Below are 16,246 nucleotides of genomic sequence, written 5' to 3'. Positions count from 1 at the left end.
CCGGCCGCGGCACCGAATCTGTTACCGCTTGGGGACTACCGCCGCGGCGAGGGCTCCGGGCTCACTTCTGGGCCCAGAGGTTGATGTCGGACTCGACGGCGAACTCGTCGATCGCGTCCAGTTCCTCGGCGGTGAAGTCCAGGTTGTTGATGGCAGACAGGGTGTCCTCGAGCTGCCGGACGCTGGAGGCACCCACCAGCGCGGACGTCACCGGAATGCCCTTGCCCTGCTCCCGGAGGATCCAGGCGATCGCCATCTGCGCGAGGCTCTGGCCCCGCCCCTCGGCGATCCGGTTGAGGCCACGTACCCGGTCCAGCTTCTCCCCGGTAATGCTTGCCTCGTCCAGGGACTTGTCCTGGGCGGCGCGGGAGTCGTCCGGGACGCCGTTCAGGTAGCGGTCGGTGAGCATGCCCTGCGCCAGCGGCGAGAAGGCGATGGCTCCGGCCCCGGTCTGGTCCAGGGCCTCGAAGAGGTTGGGGCTGCCGTTCTCGGTCCAGCGGTTCAGCATGGAGTAGCTCGGCTGGTGGATCAGCAGCGGCGTGCCCAGCTCCTTGAGGATCCGCGCCGCCTCGAGGGTCTGTTCCGGGGTGTAGGACGAGATGCCGGCGTAGAGGGCCTTGCCGGAGCGCACGGCCTGGTCCAGGGCGCCCATGGTCTCCTCCAGCGGGGTCTCCGGGTCCGGCCGGTGGCTGTAGAAGATGTCCACGTAGTCCAGGCCCATCCGGCCCAGCGACTGGTCCAGGCTGGCCAGCAGGTATTTCCGGGAGCCGAAATTGCCGTAGGGCCCGGGCCACATGTCGTAGCCGGCCTTCGTGGAAATGATCAGTTCATCCCGGTACGGGGCGAAATCGTCCTTGAAGTGGCGGCCGAAGTTGGTCTCGGCGCTGCCGTAGGGCGGTCCGTAGTTGTTCGCGAGGTCAAAGTGGGTGACCCCGAGGTCGAAGGCGCGGCGCAGGATGGCGCGCTGCACCTCGAAGGGCTTGTCGTCGCCAAAGTTGTGCCAGAGGCCCAGGGAGATGGCCGGCAGTTTCAGGCCGCTGCGTCCAACGCGGCGGTAGGGCATGGTGTCGTATCGGGTTTCCGCTGCAACATAAGTCATGGTCTTATCCTGTCCTATTCCGGGGCGACTGGTGAGCCGGCTGAGACGACGGCGGCGCTGTGGCCGGGCAACGCGACCTCACCATTGCCGAGGTTCACGGCGTCGTCGGTACCCAGCAGCAGCGTGCTGCCCCCAACGGCCACGCGGCGGGGTTCGGCGGAGAAGTTCATGGCGACCTCCACACCGCCGCGCCGCAGCAAAAGCCAGCCGTTTTCCTCGCTGAAGTCGACGGCGGTGTCCGCGAAGCCCGCTTCGGCCAGTTCCGGGGTTGCGCGGCGCAGCGCGATCAGTTGCCGGTACAGCTCCAGGAGCCGGGCGTGGTCGCCGGCCTGCGCCTCCGCCCAGTCCAGCTTGGAGCGGGTGAACGTGGCCGGATCCTGCGGGTCGGGCACCACGGCGGGGTCCCAGCCCATCCGTTCGAATTCCTTGATCCGGCCCTCGGCGGTGGCTTTGCCCAGTTCCGGTTCCGGGTGCGAGGTGAAGAACTGCCAGGGCGTGGTGGCGCCGTACTCCTCGCCCATAAACAGCATCGGGGTGAACGGTGAGGTCAGCGTCGCGACGGCGGCGAGCGCCAGCGGCCCGTAGCCGAGGGTCTGGGAGAGCCGGTCTCCGGTGGCCCGGTTGCCGATCTGGTCGTGGTTCTGGCTGCAGACCACCAGCGCGGCAGGGTGCACCAGGGCGGTGTTGATCGGCCGGCCGTGATGCCGGCCCCGGAAACTTGAGTAGCTGCCGTCGTGGAAGAAGCCCTTCTCGAGGACCTTGGCCAGGGCGGCGAGCGAATCGAAGTCGCTGTAGTAGCCGGTGGTTTCGCCGCTGACGTTGACGTGGACGGCGTGGTGGAAGTCATCGCTCCACTGCCCGGCGAGGCCGTAGCCGTTCAGGTCCCGCGGGTAGAGCAGGCGCGGGTTGTTCAGGTCCGATTCGGCAATCATGGTCGCGGGACGGCCGGTCTCGGCGGCAACGGCATCGGCCAGGGCGCCAAAGTCCTCGAGCAGGTGCACCGCGCGCTCGTCCTTGAAGGCGTGCACGGCATCGAGCCGGAGGCCGTCCACGTGGTAGTCGCGCAGCCACATGGCGGCGTTGTCCAGGATGTAGCGTCGCACCTCATCGGAGCCGGGGCCGTCCAGGTTCACCGAGTCGCCCCAGGTGTTTCCCTCGCCGGACTTCAGGTAGGGCCCGAACCTCGGCAAGTAGTTGCCGCTGGGGCCGAGGTGGTTGTAGACCACGTCCTGGATGACGCCCAGCCCGGCGGCGTGCGCTGCGTCGACGAACCGCTGGTACGCGGCCGGTCCGCCGTAGCCCTCGTGCACCGTGTACCAGAGGACCCCGTCGTAGCCCCAGTTGTGGGTGCCGTTGAACCCGTTGACCGGCAGCAGCTCGACGTAGTCGACACCGAGCCCGGCCAGGTAGCCGAGTTTGCCGATGGCGGCATCCAGGGTTCCCTCCGGGGTGAAGGTGCCCAGATGCAGTTCGTAGATCACACTGCCCTGCAGCTCGCGGCCGGCCCATTGCCCGTCGGTCCACTGGTGGCTGCCGGCGTCGAAGGTCCGCGAGAGCGAGTGCACGCCGTCGGGCTGCCGACGGGACCGGGGGTCCGGCAACGGCGTGGTCTCCCCGTCCAGGAGGTAGCCGTAATCGACGTCGCCGGAGGCCGGAGCGTCCGGCGCGCTCCACCAGCCTCCGGCTTCGGCCCGGCGCATCGGGTACTCCCGGCCGTCCGCCAGGAGGGTGACCTCCCGGGCGTCCGGTGCCCAGAGGTCGAAGCGGGCGGTTCCGTGTGCAGGCAGAGTCATTGCCGTTCCCCTATGTCAGTTCGTCAGTTCGTGCGATTCAATCAGCCGGGGCCAGCAGGGCCACCGGGTAGTCGCGGAGGATCTCCGCCACGTCGACGCTGCCCGGGCCGAAGGACCGGCCGCTGAGCTGGTCCGTCATGGCGGCGTCGAGGCGGATGGCAGTATCCTGCCAACCTCCCCGCTGCTCCAGGCCCCGGGGCAAGCGGGTGGCCAGGGTGACGGCTCCCGGGGTGCCCGCACCGCGGTCGAACGCGATCAGGTGCCCGGAGGCGGCGCCGGTGGCCGCTACGGGCGTGTAGCCGGTGAAGTATTCCGGCCGGTCCCGGCGCAGCCGCAGCGCCCGGGAGGTCACCAGCAGCTTGGCGGCATCGTCGCGGTACGACGCCGGCAGCTCACCGGCGTCGAGCGCAGCGAGGGCGTCCCGGCGCGCAGCGAAGTCGAAGGGCCGCCGGTTGTCCGGATCCGTGAGCGACCGGTCCCAGAACTCGGTGCCCTGGTAGACGTCGGGCACGCCGGGCATGGTGAGCTGGACCAGTTTCGCGCCGAGGGCGTTGGCGGCGCCGTACGGGTCCAGCAGGGCCACGAGCCCGTCGAGTTCGGCGCGCACTCCGGGGTTGTCGAACGCCGCGTCCACGGCGGCCGTCAGCTTGGCCTCGAAGTCCTCATTCGGATCCAGCCAGTCGGTCGAGTTGCCGGCCTCGCGCGCCGCTTTCTGCGCGTAGGACTGGAGCCGTTCCCGGTCCGCGGGCCACACGCCCGCGATGGCCTGCCACAGCAGGTTGGCCAGCGGCCCGTCGGGCAGCGGTGCCAGTTCCTGCAGGCGCTGCAGCGCAGCGGTCCATTCGGGGGCCAGTTCGGCGAGCACGGAGATCCGTGCCCGGGTGTCCTCACTGCGTTTGGTGTCGTGGGTGCTGAGGGTGGTCATGGACAGCGGCAGGGCGGCCTGGCGGTGCGCCATCCGGGCGTGGAAGTCCTCGGTGGAGACTGAGAATTCGGTGGGGTCCGCGCCGACTTCCGTGAGGGTGCCCAGCCGGGTGTAGCGGAAGAACGCGGTGTCCTCCACCCCCTTGGCCATCACCATGCCGGAGGTCTGCTGGAAGCGGCGGCCCAGTTCGGCGTCGGCCCCGGGACCCGCTTTCAACAGATGGGGCAGCAGCGCCTGCACCCCTGCCTCCAGCTCCGGCCGGCGCTTGGCGGCGAGCGCGCAGGCTTCGCGCAGGACGTCCTCGCCGTCCGGCAGGTAGCTGCGGTAGACCGGGAAGGCGGCGATGATTTCGGACAGCGCGTCGACCGCAGTGTCCGCGTCGATCCCGGCGTCAGCCGGCACCAGGCGGCCCAGCCGGCGCAGCTCGGAGTGCAGGATCCCGTCGGTGATCCGGCGTTTGGTGCCATGGATCATATCCTCGTAGTCCGCCGGGGTTCCGCCGCGCAGGGACGCGTCCAGGGCGTCGAGGCCCGCCTGGCCGGCGGGGTCGACGAAGACCCGGTCGACGTCGGCCAGGGCGTCGTAGCCGGTGGTCCCCTCGCATTCGAAGCCGGCCGGCAGGGCCTCCCCCGGCTCGAGGATCTTCTCGACCAGCAGGTACGCCCCTCCGGTCACGTCGCGCAGCCGCCGGAGGTAGCCTTCGGGATCGGCCAGGCCGTCCGGGTGGTCGATCCGCAGACCATCCACGAGTCCCTCGCGGAACCAGCGGACAATTTCCGCGTGCGCCTCGTCGAAGACTTCGGGGTCCTCCACCTTGATCCCGGCCAGGGAGTTGACGGCGAAGAAGCGGCGGTAATTCAGGTCGTTGTCCGCCCTGCGCCACCCCACCAGTTCGTAGTGCTGCCGGCCGTGGACCTCGCGCGGGTCATCCCCGTCCGAGTAGCTTCCGTCGGCCAGCGGGAAACGGTGGTCGTAGTAGCGCAGCTCGCCGTCGACCACCTTGAGGGCGTCGACGTCGGCATCCTCGCCCAGCACGGGAATCCGGATGCGTCCGCCGCCGAAGTCCCAGTCGACGTCGAACGCCGGGGCGTACGGCGACTGCTGGCCGTCCTTGAGCAGCGACCACCACCACGGGTTCTGGACCGGGGTGGCGACGCCGACGTGGTTGGGCACAATGTCCACCAGGACGCCCATGCCGGCCTCTTTGGCCGCGCGGGCGACGGCGTCCAGGCCCGCGGCGCCGCCGCGGTCAGGGTCGATCGCGGCGGGGTCGGTGACGTCGTAGCCGTGGTCCGAGCCCTTTTCCGCCGTCAGGATCGGCGACAGGTAGATCCAGTCGACGCCCAGGGACTTCAGGTAGGGCACGGTCGCGGCGGCGTCCTGCAGGGTGAAGCCGGGCCGGATCTGCAGCCGATAGGTCGAGACGGGGGTCCTCATGAATCGGTGGCCTTCGCTTCGCTGGCTTCCGCGGCCTTGGTCTGGGCCTGGACCATCTCCTCCTGCGCCTCTTCCTCGGCGGCCATGGCGGCCAGCGACGCGGCGGCGGAGTAGTCGACCTCCACTTCGGGACCGGAGTAGGCGCGCAGCACCACCATGGACTTGGCGCCCAGGGTCAGGGTGGATCCGGCCTTGAGCGGTTCGTTCTTGTCGGCCTGGTCGGCTGTGTCCACCAGGAGCTCCCAGAAGGGCGAGTACTCGTCGTTGGGCAGCGCGAAGTCCACGCCGTCGTCGTGGGCGTTGAACGCCAGGATGAAGCTGTCGTCGGTGATCTGGCGCCCGCGGGAGTCCTGCTCCTGGATGCCTTCGCCGTTGTAGAAGACGCCGATGGTCCGGCCGAAGCCGCTGCCCCAGTCCTCGGGCAGCATTTCGGTGCCGTCAGTCTTCAGCCAGACGATGTCCGGCAGTTTCTCGCCTTCGCCGCGGACCACGGGCCGGCCGTCGAAGAACCGGCTGCGGCGGAAGATCGGGTGGTCGTGGCGGATCTTGTTGACGAACGCGGTGAACTCCACGAGCGGCTGGTCCATGGCTTCCCAGTGCACCCAGCTCAGTTCGGAGTCCTGGCAGTAGGTGTTGTTGTTGCCCTGCTGTGTGCGGCCGAGCTCGTCGCCGTGCAGCAGCATCGGCACGCCCTGGGAGAGCAGCAGGGTGGCGATGAAGTTCCGCTGCTGGCGGGCGCGCAGGGTCAGGACGGTGTCGTTGTCCGTGTCGCCTTCCTCGCCGCAGTTCCAGGACCGGTTGTGGGATTCACCGTCGTTGTTGCCTTCGCCGTTGGCCTCGTTGTGCTTCTCGTTGTAAGAGACCAGGTCCCGCATGGTGAAGCCGTCGTGGGCGGTGACGAAGTTGATGGATGCCACCGGGCGCCGGGCGGAGCTCTCGTAGAGATCCGCGGAGCCGGTGAGGCGGGAGGCGAATTCACCCAGCGTGGAGGGCTCGCCGCGCCAGAAGTCACGGACGGTGTCGCGGTACTTGCCGTTCCATTCGGTCCATTGCGGCGGGAAGTTGCCCACCTGGTAGCCGCCGGGGCCCACGTCCCACGGCTCGGCGATGAGCTTCACCTGGGACACGATCGGGTCCTGCTGGATCAGTTCGAAGAAGGTGGAGAGCTTGTCGACGTCGTAGAACTCGCGGGCCAGCGTGGAGGCGAGGTCGAAGCGGAACCCGTCGACGTGCATTTCGGTCACCCAGTAGCGCAGGGAGTCCATCAGCAGCTGCAGCGAGTGCGGGTGCCGGACGTTCAGCGAGTTGCCGGTGCCGGTGTAGTCCATGTAGTGCTTCTGGTCATTGTCGACCAGGCGGTAGTAGGCCTGGTTGTCGATGCCCTTGAAGGAGAGCGTGGGGCCGAGGTGGTTGCCTTCGGCGGTGTGGTTGTAGACGACGTCGAGGATCACCTCGATGCCGGCCCGGTGCAGCTCGCGGACCATGGCCTTGAATTCCTGGACCTGGTGCCCGACGTCGCCGGAGGAGCTGTACGTGTTCTGCGGCGCGAAGAAGCCGATGGTGTTGTAGCCCCAGTAGTTGTTGAGGCCCTTCTCGACGAGCGTGCCGTCGTTGACGAACTGGTGGACCGGCATCAGCTCGATCGCCGTCACACCGAGTTTCTTCAGGTGTTCGATCACAGCCGGGTGGGCGACGCCGGCGTAGGTGCCGCGCTGGTCCTCGGGGATCTCCGGGTGCAGCTCGGTAAGGCCCTTGACGTGCGCCTCGTAGATGACCGACTCGTGGTACGGGATCCGCAGCTGGCGGTCACCGTCCCATTCGAAGAAGGGGTTGATGACCACACCGTGCATGGTGTGCGGCGCCGAGTCGGCGTCGTTGCGGGAGTCCGGGTCGCCGAATTCGTAGGAGAAGAGCGCCGGGTCCCAGTCGATCTGGCCCTGGATCGCCTTGGCGTACGGGTCCATCAGCAGCTTGTTGGCGTTGAAGCGGTTTCCGCTCGCCGGGTCGTAGGGGCCGTGCACCCGGTACCCGTACTTCTGGCCGGGCTGGATCTGCGGGAGGTAGCAGTGCCAGACGTAGCCATCCACCTCGGTCAGCTCGATCCGCGTCTCGCTCAGGTCGTCGCCCAGGAGGCAAAGCTCCACGCGCTCGGCCTGTTCGCTGAACAGCGCAAAATTGGTGCCGGTGCCGTCAAAGGTGGCTCCCAGCGGGTAAGCCGTTCCGGGCCAGACTTCCATGTGTACTCCTCGTGCGATGCGGACAATCTCTAGACAGACTACTTGTAAGCAAGGTTAGTAATTGACCGGGGCCCCAGCGCGGGCGTTTTTGTTACAGCCTTGCGATAACCCGCGGGAGGGTTTTCGCGATGTCCGACGCCGTCAACGGGCCGCCGTCCGAGGCCGCGGTCCCGGCGCGGCCGTGCAGGCTCGCCGCCATCGCCGCGATGGCGGCCCACCGGTCGGGGCCGTCGATGCCGACGGCGCTGAACGCACCGGTGTCCTCCGCGAGCTGGGCGAGCAGGGCGCCCAGTACCCCGGCCAGGACGTCGCCGCTGCCGGCGGTGGCCATCCAGGGGCTCGCTTCCGCCTGGCTGAACACGGCACCCGACGGCGCGGCCACCAATGTGGTGGCGCCCTTCAGCAGCACCGTGGCCCCGGTGAGTCCCGTGGCACGCCGGGCGGCGGCCAGCGGCGAGTCCTCCACGGCCGGGCGCCCTCGGTGATCGCCGTAGCGCGCCAGGAGGCCGGCCAGCTCGCCGGCGTGCGGGGTGAGCACGGTCCGGGCGTCCAGGGCCGCGGGCAGGGCTTGGAGGGCGCCGGCGTCGGCCACGGTGGGCAGTCCGCCGGCGGCGGCCTCGCGGACACGTTCGAGCTGTTCGTGGGCGCCGTCGTCGAGGCCGGAGCCCACCAGCCAGGCCTGGACGTGGGCTTCGGCGACGCTGGTGCCGCACACCACTTCCGGGCAGGAGTGGCGCACCAGGTCGGCGACCTCCGGCGGCCCCACGTACCGGACCATGCCGGCGCCGGCGGCCAGGGCGCCCCGGCACGCGAGCACGGCGGCGCCCGGGTAGCGGGTGGAACCCGCGACGACGCCGAGCACACCGCGGGAGTACTTGTGCGAGCGGCGACCGGGCTGGGGCAGCAGGGCAGCCAGGTCGCCCTGATCGAGGCGGCGTAATTCCGGAGCACCGAGTGCGTCCTCAATGCCGATGGCGACGGTGCGGATCCGTCCGGTGAAATCCGCCCCGGGATCGGTGAGGAGGCCGGTTTTGGCCGCTCCGAAGGTAACGGTGATGTCCGCGGGCAGCACGGGGGCTGTGGCCTCCCCCGTGTCGGCGTCTACACCGCTGGGCAGGTCGCAGGCCACCACCAGGGCGCGGCGGCCCGTACGCGGCAGGGCACGCTGCAGTTCGGCGACCAGGGTCGCTGCCGTGCCGTGCAGCCCGCCCCGCGCCCCGGTGCCGAGGACCGCGTCAATAACGACGTGGGATCCGGCGGCGCCGGCTGCCAGGGCCGTGGCGTTGCCCGCAGTGAGGGCCGTATCCCTGCCGCCAGCGGCGCGGAAGGCCGCAAGGGCGGCCGGGTGGGCTTCGCCGGCAGTGAGGACCGCCGTCGCCCGCAATCCCCGGCGGGCGAGCAGGGCCGCGGCGAAAAGGCCGTCTCCGCCGTTGTTGCCCTTGCCCGCCAGGACGGCAACACTGGAGCCATAGGGCCGCAGTCCCCGGTGCTGCAGCTCCCGGACCACCGTGTTGGCGAGGCCGTGGGCGGCCCGCTGCATAAGAACAGCGCCCATACCCGAGCCCGCACGTGCGTCGAGAAAGTTCTTCTCGACGTCTCGGATGTGGGTTCCGGTATAGGCGCTGATCATGGAGCCTAGCCCTCGGCGATCACCGTGGCGGTAGCGATTCCGCCGTCGTGGCTGATCGAGAGGTGCCAGCGTTTGACCCCTTTGGACTCAGCCACGGCAAGGACGGTGTCCTTGACCTGGACGGTCGGACCGTGCTGGTCCAGCCCGATCCAGCAGTCCTGCCAGTTCATGCCGGCCGGGGCGCCCAGCACCTTGGCCACGGCCTCCTTGGCGGCGAACCGCGCGGCGAGGGACCGGGTGTTCAGTTCCCGCTCGGCCGGAACGAACAACCTGTCACGCAGCCCGGGGGTGCGCTCCAGCTGCCGGCCGAACCGCTCAATGTCTACGACGTCTACGCCGATGCCAACAATCATGCGGCTATTCTACGGTCACGCTCTTGGCCAGGTTCCGCGGCTGGTCCACGTCGTAGCCCTTGGCGCTGGCGAGGGCCAGGGCGAAGATCTGCAGGGGCACGGTGGAGAGCAGCGGGGCCAGGAGCGTCGGGGTCTCCGGGATGTAGATGACGTGCTCGGCGAAGGCCTTCACGGCCTCGTCACCTTCCTCGGCGATCACGATCGTCTTGGCGCCGCGGGCACGGACTTCCTGGATGTTGGAGACGATCTTGGCGTGCAGGGAGTCGCGGCCGCGGGGCGAGGGGACCACCACAAAGACGGGCTGGCCTTCCTCGATCAGCGCGATGGGTCCGTGCTTGAGCTCGCCTGCGGCGAAACCCTCGGCGTGGATGTAGGCGAGCTCCTTGAGCTTCAGGGCACCCTCCATGGCGACCGGGAAGCCCACGTGGCGGCCCAGGAACAGGACGGACTTGGAATCGGCCATGTCCGCGCCGAGGGCCTTGATGACGTCGGCGTTGTCCAGGATCTGCTGGATCTTGGCGGGGATCTTGCCGAGGTCCGCGAGGATGTCCTTGATTTCGCCCTGGAACTTGTTCCCGCGCAGCTGTGCCAGATACAGGCCCAGCAGGTATGCGGCGGCGATCTGGGCGAGGAACGCCTTGGTGGAGGCCACGGCAATTTCCGGACCGGCGTGCGTGTACAGCACGGCGTCGGATTCGCGCGGGATCGTGGAGCCGTTGGTGTTGCAGATGGACACCGTCTTGGCGCCCTGTTCCTTGGCGTACCGCACAGCCATCAGGGTGTCCATGGTCTCGCCGGACTGCGAGATCGAGACGATCAGGGTGTTGGCGTCAACGATCGGGTCCCGGTAGCGGAATTCGTGGGAGAGCTCCACCTCGGTGGGGATCCGGCACCAGCGCTCGATGGCGTACTTGGCGACCTGGCCGGCGTAGGCGGAGGTGCCGCACGCCAGGACGATGATCTTGTCGACGCTCTTGAGCAGTTCGGTATCGATGCGGAGCTCATCGAGGGTCAGCCGGCCGTCGACGTCGGAGCGGCCCAGCAGGGTCTGCAGGACGGCGTCGGGCTGGTCGTGGATTTCCTTCTCCATAAAGGACGGGAAGCCGCCCTTCTCGGCGGAGGCCGGGTCCCAGTCGACGTAGTATTCCTTGCCCTCGGCCGGGGCGCCGAAGAAGTCGGTGATCGCGACGGTGTCCGCGGTGATGGTGACGATCTGGTCCTGGCCCAGTTCCACGGCCCGGCGGGTGTAGTCGATGAAGCCGGAGACGTCGGAGCCAAGGAAGTTCTCGCCCTCGCCCAGGCCGACCACCAGCGGGGAGTTGCGGCGGGCAGCGACGACGACGTCGGGCTGGTCAGCGTGCACGGCCAGCAGGGTGAAGGCGCCTTCGAGCCGCTGGCAGGCGAGTTCCATGGCCTTGGTCAGGCCGCCGTTGGAGTTGTCGCCGCCGAGCTGGTTGCGGTAGATGTCCCCGAGCAGGGCCGCGGCCACCTCGGTGTCGGTCTCGGAGAGGAACGTGACGCCCTTGGCGAGCAGGTCCTGCTTCAGTTCCGCGAAGTTTTCGATGATGCCGTTGTGGATCAGGGCCAGCTTGCCGCCGTCGGAGAGGTGCGGGTGCGCGTTCAGGTCCGTCGGGCCGCCGTGGGTTGCCCAGCGGGTGTGCCCGATGCCGGTCAGGGCGTCCGGCAGTGGGTTGGCCTCCAGCTCGGCAATCAGGTTGCTCAGCTTGCCCGACTTCTTGCGGGACGAGATAGCGCCGTCCGCCACGACGGCGATGCCGGCAGAGTCATAGCCGCGGTACTCCAGGCGGCGCAGTCCTTCCAGGACAACGTCCAGGGCCTTGTGATCAGTATTTACCCGGCCAGCCGACCGGCCTACATATCCAACGATTCCACACATGGGCACAAGCCTAGCTGGTTTCACGGTCAGGAGACGTAGGATGTGGCGCGCGCAACCCGGAAGGCCGCCGCCGGCGGGGTGTCCATTTCGCTCTGGGCCGCGTCAAGGGCAGAATCTCTAAAGTGACTTTGCAACGCAATGACGCGAACGGCGAGGGCGTCTCCCCGTTCGTTGAGCTGGACCGGCAGACCTGGTCCCGGCTCGCTGCCCAGATGGAGCAGCCCCTCAACGAGGAGGACGTGCTCCGACTTCGCGGCCTGGGCGACCCCCTCGATATGAAGGAGGTCCGGGAGGTCTACCTTCCGCTCTCCCGGCTGTTGCACCTGTACGTCGAGGGCGCCAACCAGCTCCACGCGGCCACCACCACGTTCCTCGGCGAGAAGACCCAGCGCACTCCCTTCGTCATTGGCGTGGCCGGCTCGGTCGCCGTCGGCAAATCAACCATCGCCCGTGTTCTCCGCGAGATGCTGCGCCGGTGGCCCGGCACCCCGAACGTCGAGCTGATCACCACCGACGGGTTCCTCTACCCGCTGGCCGAGCTCAAGCGGCGCCAGCTCCTGGAGCGCAAAGGCTTCCCGGAATCCTACGACCGCCGCGCGCTGCTGCGGTTCGTGAGCGAAGTCAAGGGCGGGGCCGAGGAGGTCCGCGCCCCCTGGTATTCGCACGTCACCTACGACATCGTCCCCGGCAAGGAGGTGGTGGTCCGCCGGCCGGACGTGCTGATCGTCGAGGGGCTGAACGTGCTGGCGCCAGCGCGTCCGCGGCACGACGGCAGGCAGGGCCTTGCCCTGAGCGACTTCTTCGACTTCTCCATCTACGTGGACGCCAAGACCTCCTACATCGAGGAGTGGTATGTGGACCGGTTCCGGAAACTGCGCACCACCGCGTTCGCGCAGCCGGAGTCCTACTTCCACCGCTACGCGACGCTCTCCGACTCGGAGGCCGAGCAAACCGCGCGCAGCATCTGGAAACGGATCAACGAGCCGAACCTGGAAGAAAACGTCCTCCCCACCCGCGGCCGCGCCCAGCTGGTGCTGACCAAGGACGCCGACCACTCCATCCGTCGTATGCTGCTCCGGAAGGTCTAGCACAGGTGTGCCAGGACAGCGCCGCCTCGCGGCTGGCCCGGAGAACGCCCCGCCGGCAGGTGCTCCGCCGCATGCTTGTTGCCGCCGCCGCCGTGGCTCTGCTGGCCGCCACCGCCGGCTGCAGCCCCGCCTCCGACACCGCTGACCGCACCTCCGGCACAAGCGTGCCAACTGGCGCCGCTGCCTCCGCGGCGTCCGCGGTCCCTACGGGCACGTCCCCGGCCGGTACGTCCACGCCCACGGCCCCGCCGTCGCCCGTGGCCCCGTCCTCGTCCCTCACAGCCTCCGCGTCTGCAACAGCGGTGCCGGCGCCCCCGGCATCCTCAGCACCGGGCCCAAAGCACTCCCTCACGGACCCGGCGAGCCCCTGGGTGGTGGTGAACAAGCACCGCCCCCTGTCCCCCGCCACGTTCGTGCCGGCCGACCTGGTCAAGCCGCACGTCACCCTGGCCGTCTCCGGCGAGGCGAGCCAGCTGAACAGCACGACGGCGGCGGCGGCGGAACGGATGTTTGCCGCCGCCGCGGCCGACGGCGTCGTTCTGACCCTGGCGAGCGGTTACCGCTCCTACGCCACGCAGAGCACCACCTACAACGGCTACGTGAACTCGCGGGGCCGCGCGGAGGCAGACACCGCCTCCGCCCGGCCGGGTTATTCGGAGCACCAGACCGGCTGGGCCTTCGACATCGGCGACGGCGGCGGGGGCTGCAGCTTCCAGCCGTGCTTCGCCGACCAGCCCGCTGCCGTGTGGGTCAAGGCCAACGCCCACCGGTTCGGGTTCGTGGTCAGGTATCCCTGGATGGCGCACCCGGTCACCGGCTACTTCTACGAGCCGTGGCACCTCCGCTACATCGGTGCCGAGGCAGCCGGAGACATGCACAAGCGCGGCATCGCTACCCTCGAACAGTATTTCGGCTTGGAAGCCGCGCCGGCCTACCGCTAGTAACAGACAGGTGTGGCCCGCCTCCAGCCGGAAGCGGGCCACGCTTGCGTGAACTTGCGGTCAGTCGGTGACCAGCGCCAGGGCCAGCTCCGTGCGTACCACCTGGGCCAGGTCTTCGGCGATCGCCTGGGCAGTCGCCTCGTCCGCGGCTTCGACCATCACCCGGACCACCGGTTCGGTGCCGGAGGGGCGCAACAGGACGCGTCCGCTTTCACCCAGCCGCTCTTCAGCCTGGGCTACGGCCCGGGCAACTGCCTCGTCGCCCTTCACCCGGGTGCGGTCGACGCCCTTGACGTTGATCAGCACCTGCGGGAGCTTGGTCATGACGGTGGCCAGGTCACGGAGGGGACGGCCCGTCAGGGCTACCTGGGCGGCCAGCTGAAGGCCGGTCAGCACACCGTCGCCGGTGGTGGCGTAGTCGGCGAAAATCACGTGGCCGGACTGTTCGCCGCCGAGGTTGAATCCGCCTTCGCGCATGCCTTCGAGGACGTACCGGTCACCCACGCCGGTCTCGCGGAGGCTGATGCCGGCCTCCCCCAGCGCGATCTTGAGCCCGAGGTTGCTCATAACGGTCGCCACCAGGACGTCATCCTTGAGCTTGCCGGAGGCCTTGAGGGCGACGGCGAGGATGGCCATGATCTGGTCACCGTCCACCTCGTTGCCTTCGTGGTCGACTGCCAGGCAGCGGTCGGCGTCGCCGTCATGGGCGATGCCAAGGTCCGCACCGTGCTTGACTACCGCTTCCTTCAGCGGGCCCAGGTGGGTGGACCCCACGCCGTCGTTGATGTTGAGGCCGTCGGGTTCGGCTCCGATCACCACGACGTCAGCGCCAGCGCTTTTGAACACCTCCGGCGAGCAGCCGCTGGCGGCGCCGTGGGCGCAGTCCAGCACCACCTTCAGCCCCTCCAGGCGGTGCGGGATGGTGCCCAGCAGATGGACGATGTAGCGGTCTTCAGCGTCGGAGAAGCGCTGGATGCGACCCACTTCGCCGCCCACCGGCCGGACCGGTTCCTTGCTCAGCTGTTCCTCGATGGCGTCCTCGACGTCGTCGGGCAGCTTCTGGCCACCCCGCGCGAAGAACTTGATCCCGTTGTCCGGTGCCGGGTTGTGGGAGGCGGAAATCATCACGCCGAAGTCGGCGTCGAGGTCTGCCACCAGGTAGGCCGCTGCCGGGGTGGGGAGCACGCCGGCGTCGTAGACGTCGATGCCGGAGCTGGAGAGCCCGGCCTCCACAGCTGCGGCAATGAACTCGCCGCTGGCTCTCGGGTCGCGGGCCACCACGGCGCGCGGCCGGTTGCCGTTGGTGTTGCGGTCGTGCCCAAGCACGACGGCGGCGGCCTGCGCCAGTTGCATCGCCAACTCTGCGGTCAGTAGGCCGTTAGCCAGGCCCCGGACACCATCTGTTCCAAATAATCTAGACATCGAGCCCAAGTTTAGTCGATGGCGGGCCCGGGGTCCGTTCCGGGTGCGGCGGACGCGGCCTTAACGCCGGAAGCCCGCCCCGCATGATGCGGGACGGGCTTCCGGGTAAGCGCCATATGCGCTTGGGAAAGCGCTGATTAGCGCTTGGGGATCCGGGCGCTGAACAGCGCTGCGGGCCCCAAGCTGTGGTCGCGCAGGCGGCCACAGCTTGGGAAAGCGCTGATTAGCGCTTGGAGTACTGCTGAGCCTTGCGTGCCTTCTTGAGACCAGCCTTCTTACGCTCGATGACGCGTGCGTCACGGGTAAGGTAGCCGGCCTTCTTCAGGGTGGCGCGGTTGTTGTCGACGTCGATCTCGTTCAGCGAACGGGCGATGCCGAGGCGCAGAGCACCGGCCTGGCCGGAGGGGCCACCGCCGTGGATGCGGGCAATGACGTCGTAGGCGCCTTCGAGATCGAGGATCTTGAAGGGCTCGTTGACGTCCTGCTGGTGCAGCTTGTTCGGGAAGTAGTTCGACAGCTCGCGGCCGTTGATGGTCCACTTGCCGGAGCCGGGCACAACGCGAACGCGTGCAACGGCTTCCTTGCGGCGGCCAACAGCTGCGCCGGCGACGGTCAGTGCCGGACGTTCCTTCTTCGGCGCCGCTGCGTCAGCAGCACCGCTCTCCGAGGTGTAGCTGGTCAGGTTTTCCTCAGCCTCGACGGCTTCGGTGGTCTCTTCGTTCTGAGCCACGGTTCTCCTTGTATTAATAAGTTGTTTGGTGGCCAGGACTACTGGGCGACCTGGGTGATTTCGAAAGTCTTGGGCTGCTGGGCGGCGTGCGGGTGCTCTGCACCGCGGTAGACCTTCAGCTTGCCCAGCTGCTGTGCAGCGAGCGAGTTCTTCGGGAGCATGCCCTTGATGGCCTTCTCCACGGCGCGGACCGGGTTGGATTCCAGCAGCTCCGCGTAGTTGACGGAGGTCAGGCCGCCCGGGTAACCGGAGTGGCGGTATGCGCGCTTCTGCTCCAGCTTGGCGCCGGTGAGGGCAACCTTTTCAGCGTTGATGATGATGACGAAGTCGCCCATGTCCATGTGGGGCGCAAAGGTGGCCTTGTGCTTGCCGCGCAGCAGGATTGCGGTCTGGCTGGCAAGACGACCAAGGACAACGTCGGTGGCGTCAATGACGTGCCACTGGCGGTTGATATCGCCGGGCTTCGGGGTGTACGTACGCACGGTGTTTGCCTCGTTCTTGTTCTGGCGTTCTTGTTTTAGGCGTCACTCGAAGGTGCACCTACTATCTATGCGCTACCGGAACAGAGGTGAGGGCTCTATGTAACCAGTCATCCAGTGGTCTCGAATGTGCACGTTGAGTAGCTATCCTGCAACCGGATTCTCAAGCGGGCACGCATCATCGAGATAGGACACGCACAACGACTACCAAGAAT

General features: G+C 68.3%; 12 protein-coding genes. 2 read left to right on the top strand and 10 right to left on the bottom strand.

The window, feature by feature from the left end; translation table 11 throughout:
- Window positions 1-61: 61 nt before the first annotated feature.
- The 7 genes from mgrA to glmS all read right to left on the bottom strand — a co-directional run bounded on the left by mgrA (window position 62) and on the right by glmS (window position 11,371).
- On the bottom strand, window positions 62-1,099 hold the full coding sequence (gene mgrA, locus AC1DBE_RS09540) for an L-glyceraldehyde 3-phosphate reductase (RefSeq protein WP_476903097.1): 1,038 nt from the start codon (window positions 1,097-1,099) through the stop codon (window positions 62-64).
- Between the two features lie 14 nt (window positions 1,100-1,113).
- A complete protein-coding gene (gene treZ, locus AC1DBE_RS09535) occupies window positions 1,114-2,892 on the bottom strand; it encodes a malto-oligosyltrehalose trehalohydrolase (protein ID WP_476878315.1) in 1,779 nt (592 codons plus the stop codon).
- A 37-nt stretch (window positions 2,893-2,929) separates the two neighbouring features.
- A complete protein-coding gene (gene treY, locus AC1DBE_RS09530; protein ID WP_476878316.1) occupies window positions 2,930-5,254 on the bottom strand; it encodes a malto-oligosyltrehalose synthase in 2,325 nt (774 codons plus the stop codon).
- Complete coding sequence (gene glgX, locus AC1DBE_RS09525) at window positions 5,251-7,491, bottom strand: glycogen debranching protein GlgX (RefSeq protein ID WP_476878317.1); 2,241 nt, start codon at window positions 7,489-7,491, stop codon at window positions 5,251-5,253. Before glgX ends, treY begins: the two co-directional genes overlap by 4 nt.
- 91 nt (window positions 7,492-7,582) lie before the next feature.
- Window positions 7,583-9,121: an NAD(P)H-hydrate epimerase gene (locus tag AC1DBE_RS09520; RefSeq protein WP_476903098.1), complete on the bottom strand. Its 1,539-nt coding sequence runs from the start codon at window positions 9,119-9,121 to the stop codon at window positions 7,583-7,585.
- Between the two features lie 5 nt (window positions 9,122-9,126).
- Window positions 9,127-9,474: a holo-ACP synthase gene (locus AC1DBE_RS09515; RefSeq protein ID WP_146336899.1), complete on the bottom strand. Its 348-nt coding sequence runs from the start codon at window positions 9,472-9,474 to the stop codon at window positions 9,127-9,129.
- 4 nt (window positions 9,475-9,478) lie between these two features.
- Window positions 9,479-11,371: a glutamine--fructose-6-phosphate transaminase (isomerizing) gene (glmS, locus tag AC1DBE_RS09510; protein WP_476903099.1), complete on the bottom strand. Its 1,893-nt coding sequence runs from the start codon at window positions 11,369-11,371 to the stop codon at window positions 9,479-9,481.
- A 122-nt stretch (window positions 11,372-11,493) separates the two neighbouring features.
- On the opposite strand from glmS, the gene coaA reads away from it, so the two are divergent.
- Window positions 11,494-12,459: a type I pantothenate kinase gene (coaA, locus tag AC1DBE_RS09505; RefSeq protein WP_476877914.1), complete on the top strand. Its 966-nt coding sequence runs from the start codon at window positions 11,494-11,496 to the stop codon at window positions 12,457-12,459.
- A gap of 71 nt (window positions 12,460-12,530) precedes the next feature.
- On the top strand, window positions 12,531-13,400 hold the full coding sequence (locus tag AC1DBE_RS09500) for a M15 family metallopeptidase (protein WP_476970350.1): 870 nt from the start codon (window positions 12,531-12,533) through the stop codon (window positions 13,398-13,400).
- 60 nt (window positions 13,401-13,460) lie between these two features.
- On the opposite strand, the gene glmM is transcribed toward AC1DBE_RS09500, so the two are convergent.
- The 3 genes from glmM to rplM all read right to left on the bottom strand — a co-directional run bounded on the left by glmM (window position 13,461) and on the right by rplM (window position 16,034).
- The gene (gene glmM, locus AC1DBE_RS09495) at window positions 13,461-14,822 is read right to left on the bottom strand and encodes a phosphoglucosamine mutase (RefSeq protein ID WP_476970349.1); all 1,362 of its coding nucleotides are present in this window, start codon (window positions 14,820-14,822) and stop codon (window positions 13,461-13,463) included.
- A gap of 223 nt (window positions 14,823-15,045) precedes the next feature.
- Window positions 15,046-15,552 (bottom strand): 30S ribosomal protein S9, encoded by a 507-nt coding sequence (rpsI, locus tag AC1DBE_RS09490; RefSeq protein ID WP_346959848.1) that lies wholly within the window; start codon window positions 15,550-15,552, stop codon window positions 15,046-15,048.
- A gap of 38 nt (window positions 15,553-15,590) precedes the next feature.
- On the bottom strand, window positions 15,591-16,034 hold the full coding sequence (gene rplM, locus AC1DBE_RS09485) for a 50S ribosomal protein L13 (protein ID WP_476877917.1): 444 nt from the start codon (window positions 16,032-16,034) through the stop codon (window positions 15,591-15,593).
- Window positions 16,035-16,246 lie beyond the last annotated feature (212 nt).

It is taken from the genome of Arthrobacter sp. 10T416, from assembly GCF_056394165.1.
The sequence above is the reverse complement of the archived record's forward strand: the minus strand, read 5'-3'. Positions and strand labels throughout refer to the sequence as shown.

Bases quoted from the DNA above. Each gene is read 5' to 3' on its own strand.
- mgrA (WP_476903097.1), bottom strand. From the start codon at position 1,099: ATGACTTATGTTGCAGCGGAAACCCGATACGACACCATGCCCTACCGC.
- treZ (WP_476878315.1), bottom strand. From the start codon at position 2,892: ATGACTCTGCCTGCACACGGAACCGCCCGCTTCGACCTCTGGGCACCG.
- treY (WP_476878316.1), bottom strand. From the start codon at position 5,254: ATGAGGACCCCCGTCTCGACCTATCGGCTGCAGATCCGGCCCGGCTTC.
- glgX (WP_476878317.1), bottom strand. From the start codon at position 7,491: ATGGAAGTCTGGCCCGGAACGGCTTACCCGCTGGGAGCCACCTTTGAC.
- AC1DBE_RS09520 (WP_476903098.1), bottom strand. From the start codon at position 9,121: ATGATCAGCGCCTATACCGGAACCCACATCCGAGACGTCGAGAAGAAC.
- AC1DBE_RS09515 (WP_146336899.1), bottom strand. From the start codon at position 9,474: ATGATTGTTGGCATCGGCGTAGACGTCGTAGACATTGAGCGGTTCGGC.
- glmS (WP_476903099.1), bottom strand. From the start codon at position 11,371: ATGTGTGGAATCGTTGGATATGTAGGCCGGTCGGCTGGCCGGGTAAAT.
- AC1DBE_RS09500 (WP_476970350.1), top strand. From the start codon at position 12,531: ATGCTTGTTGCCGCCGCCGCCGTGGCTCTGCTGGCCGCCACCGCCGGC.
- glmM (WP_476970349.1), bottom strand. From the start codon at position 14,822: ATGTCTAGATTATTTGGAACAGATGGTGTCCGGGGCCTGGCTAACGGC.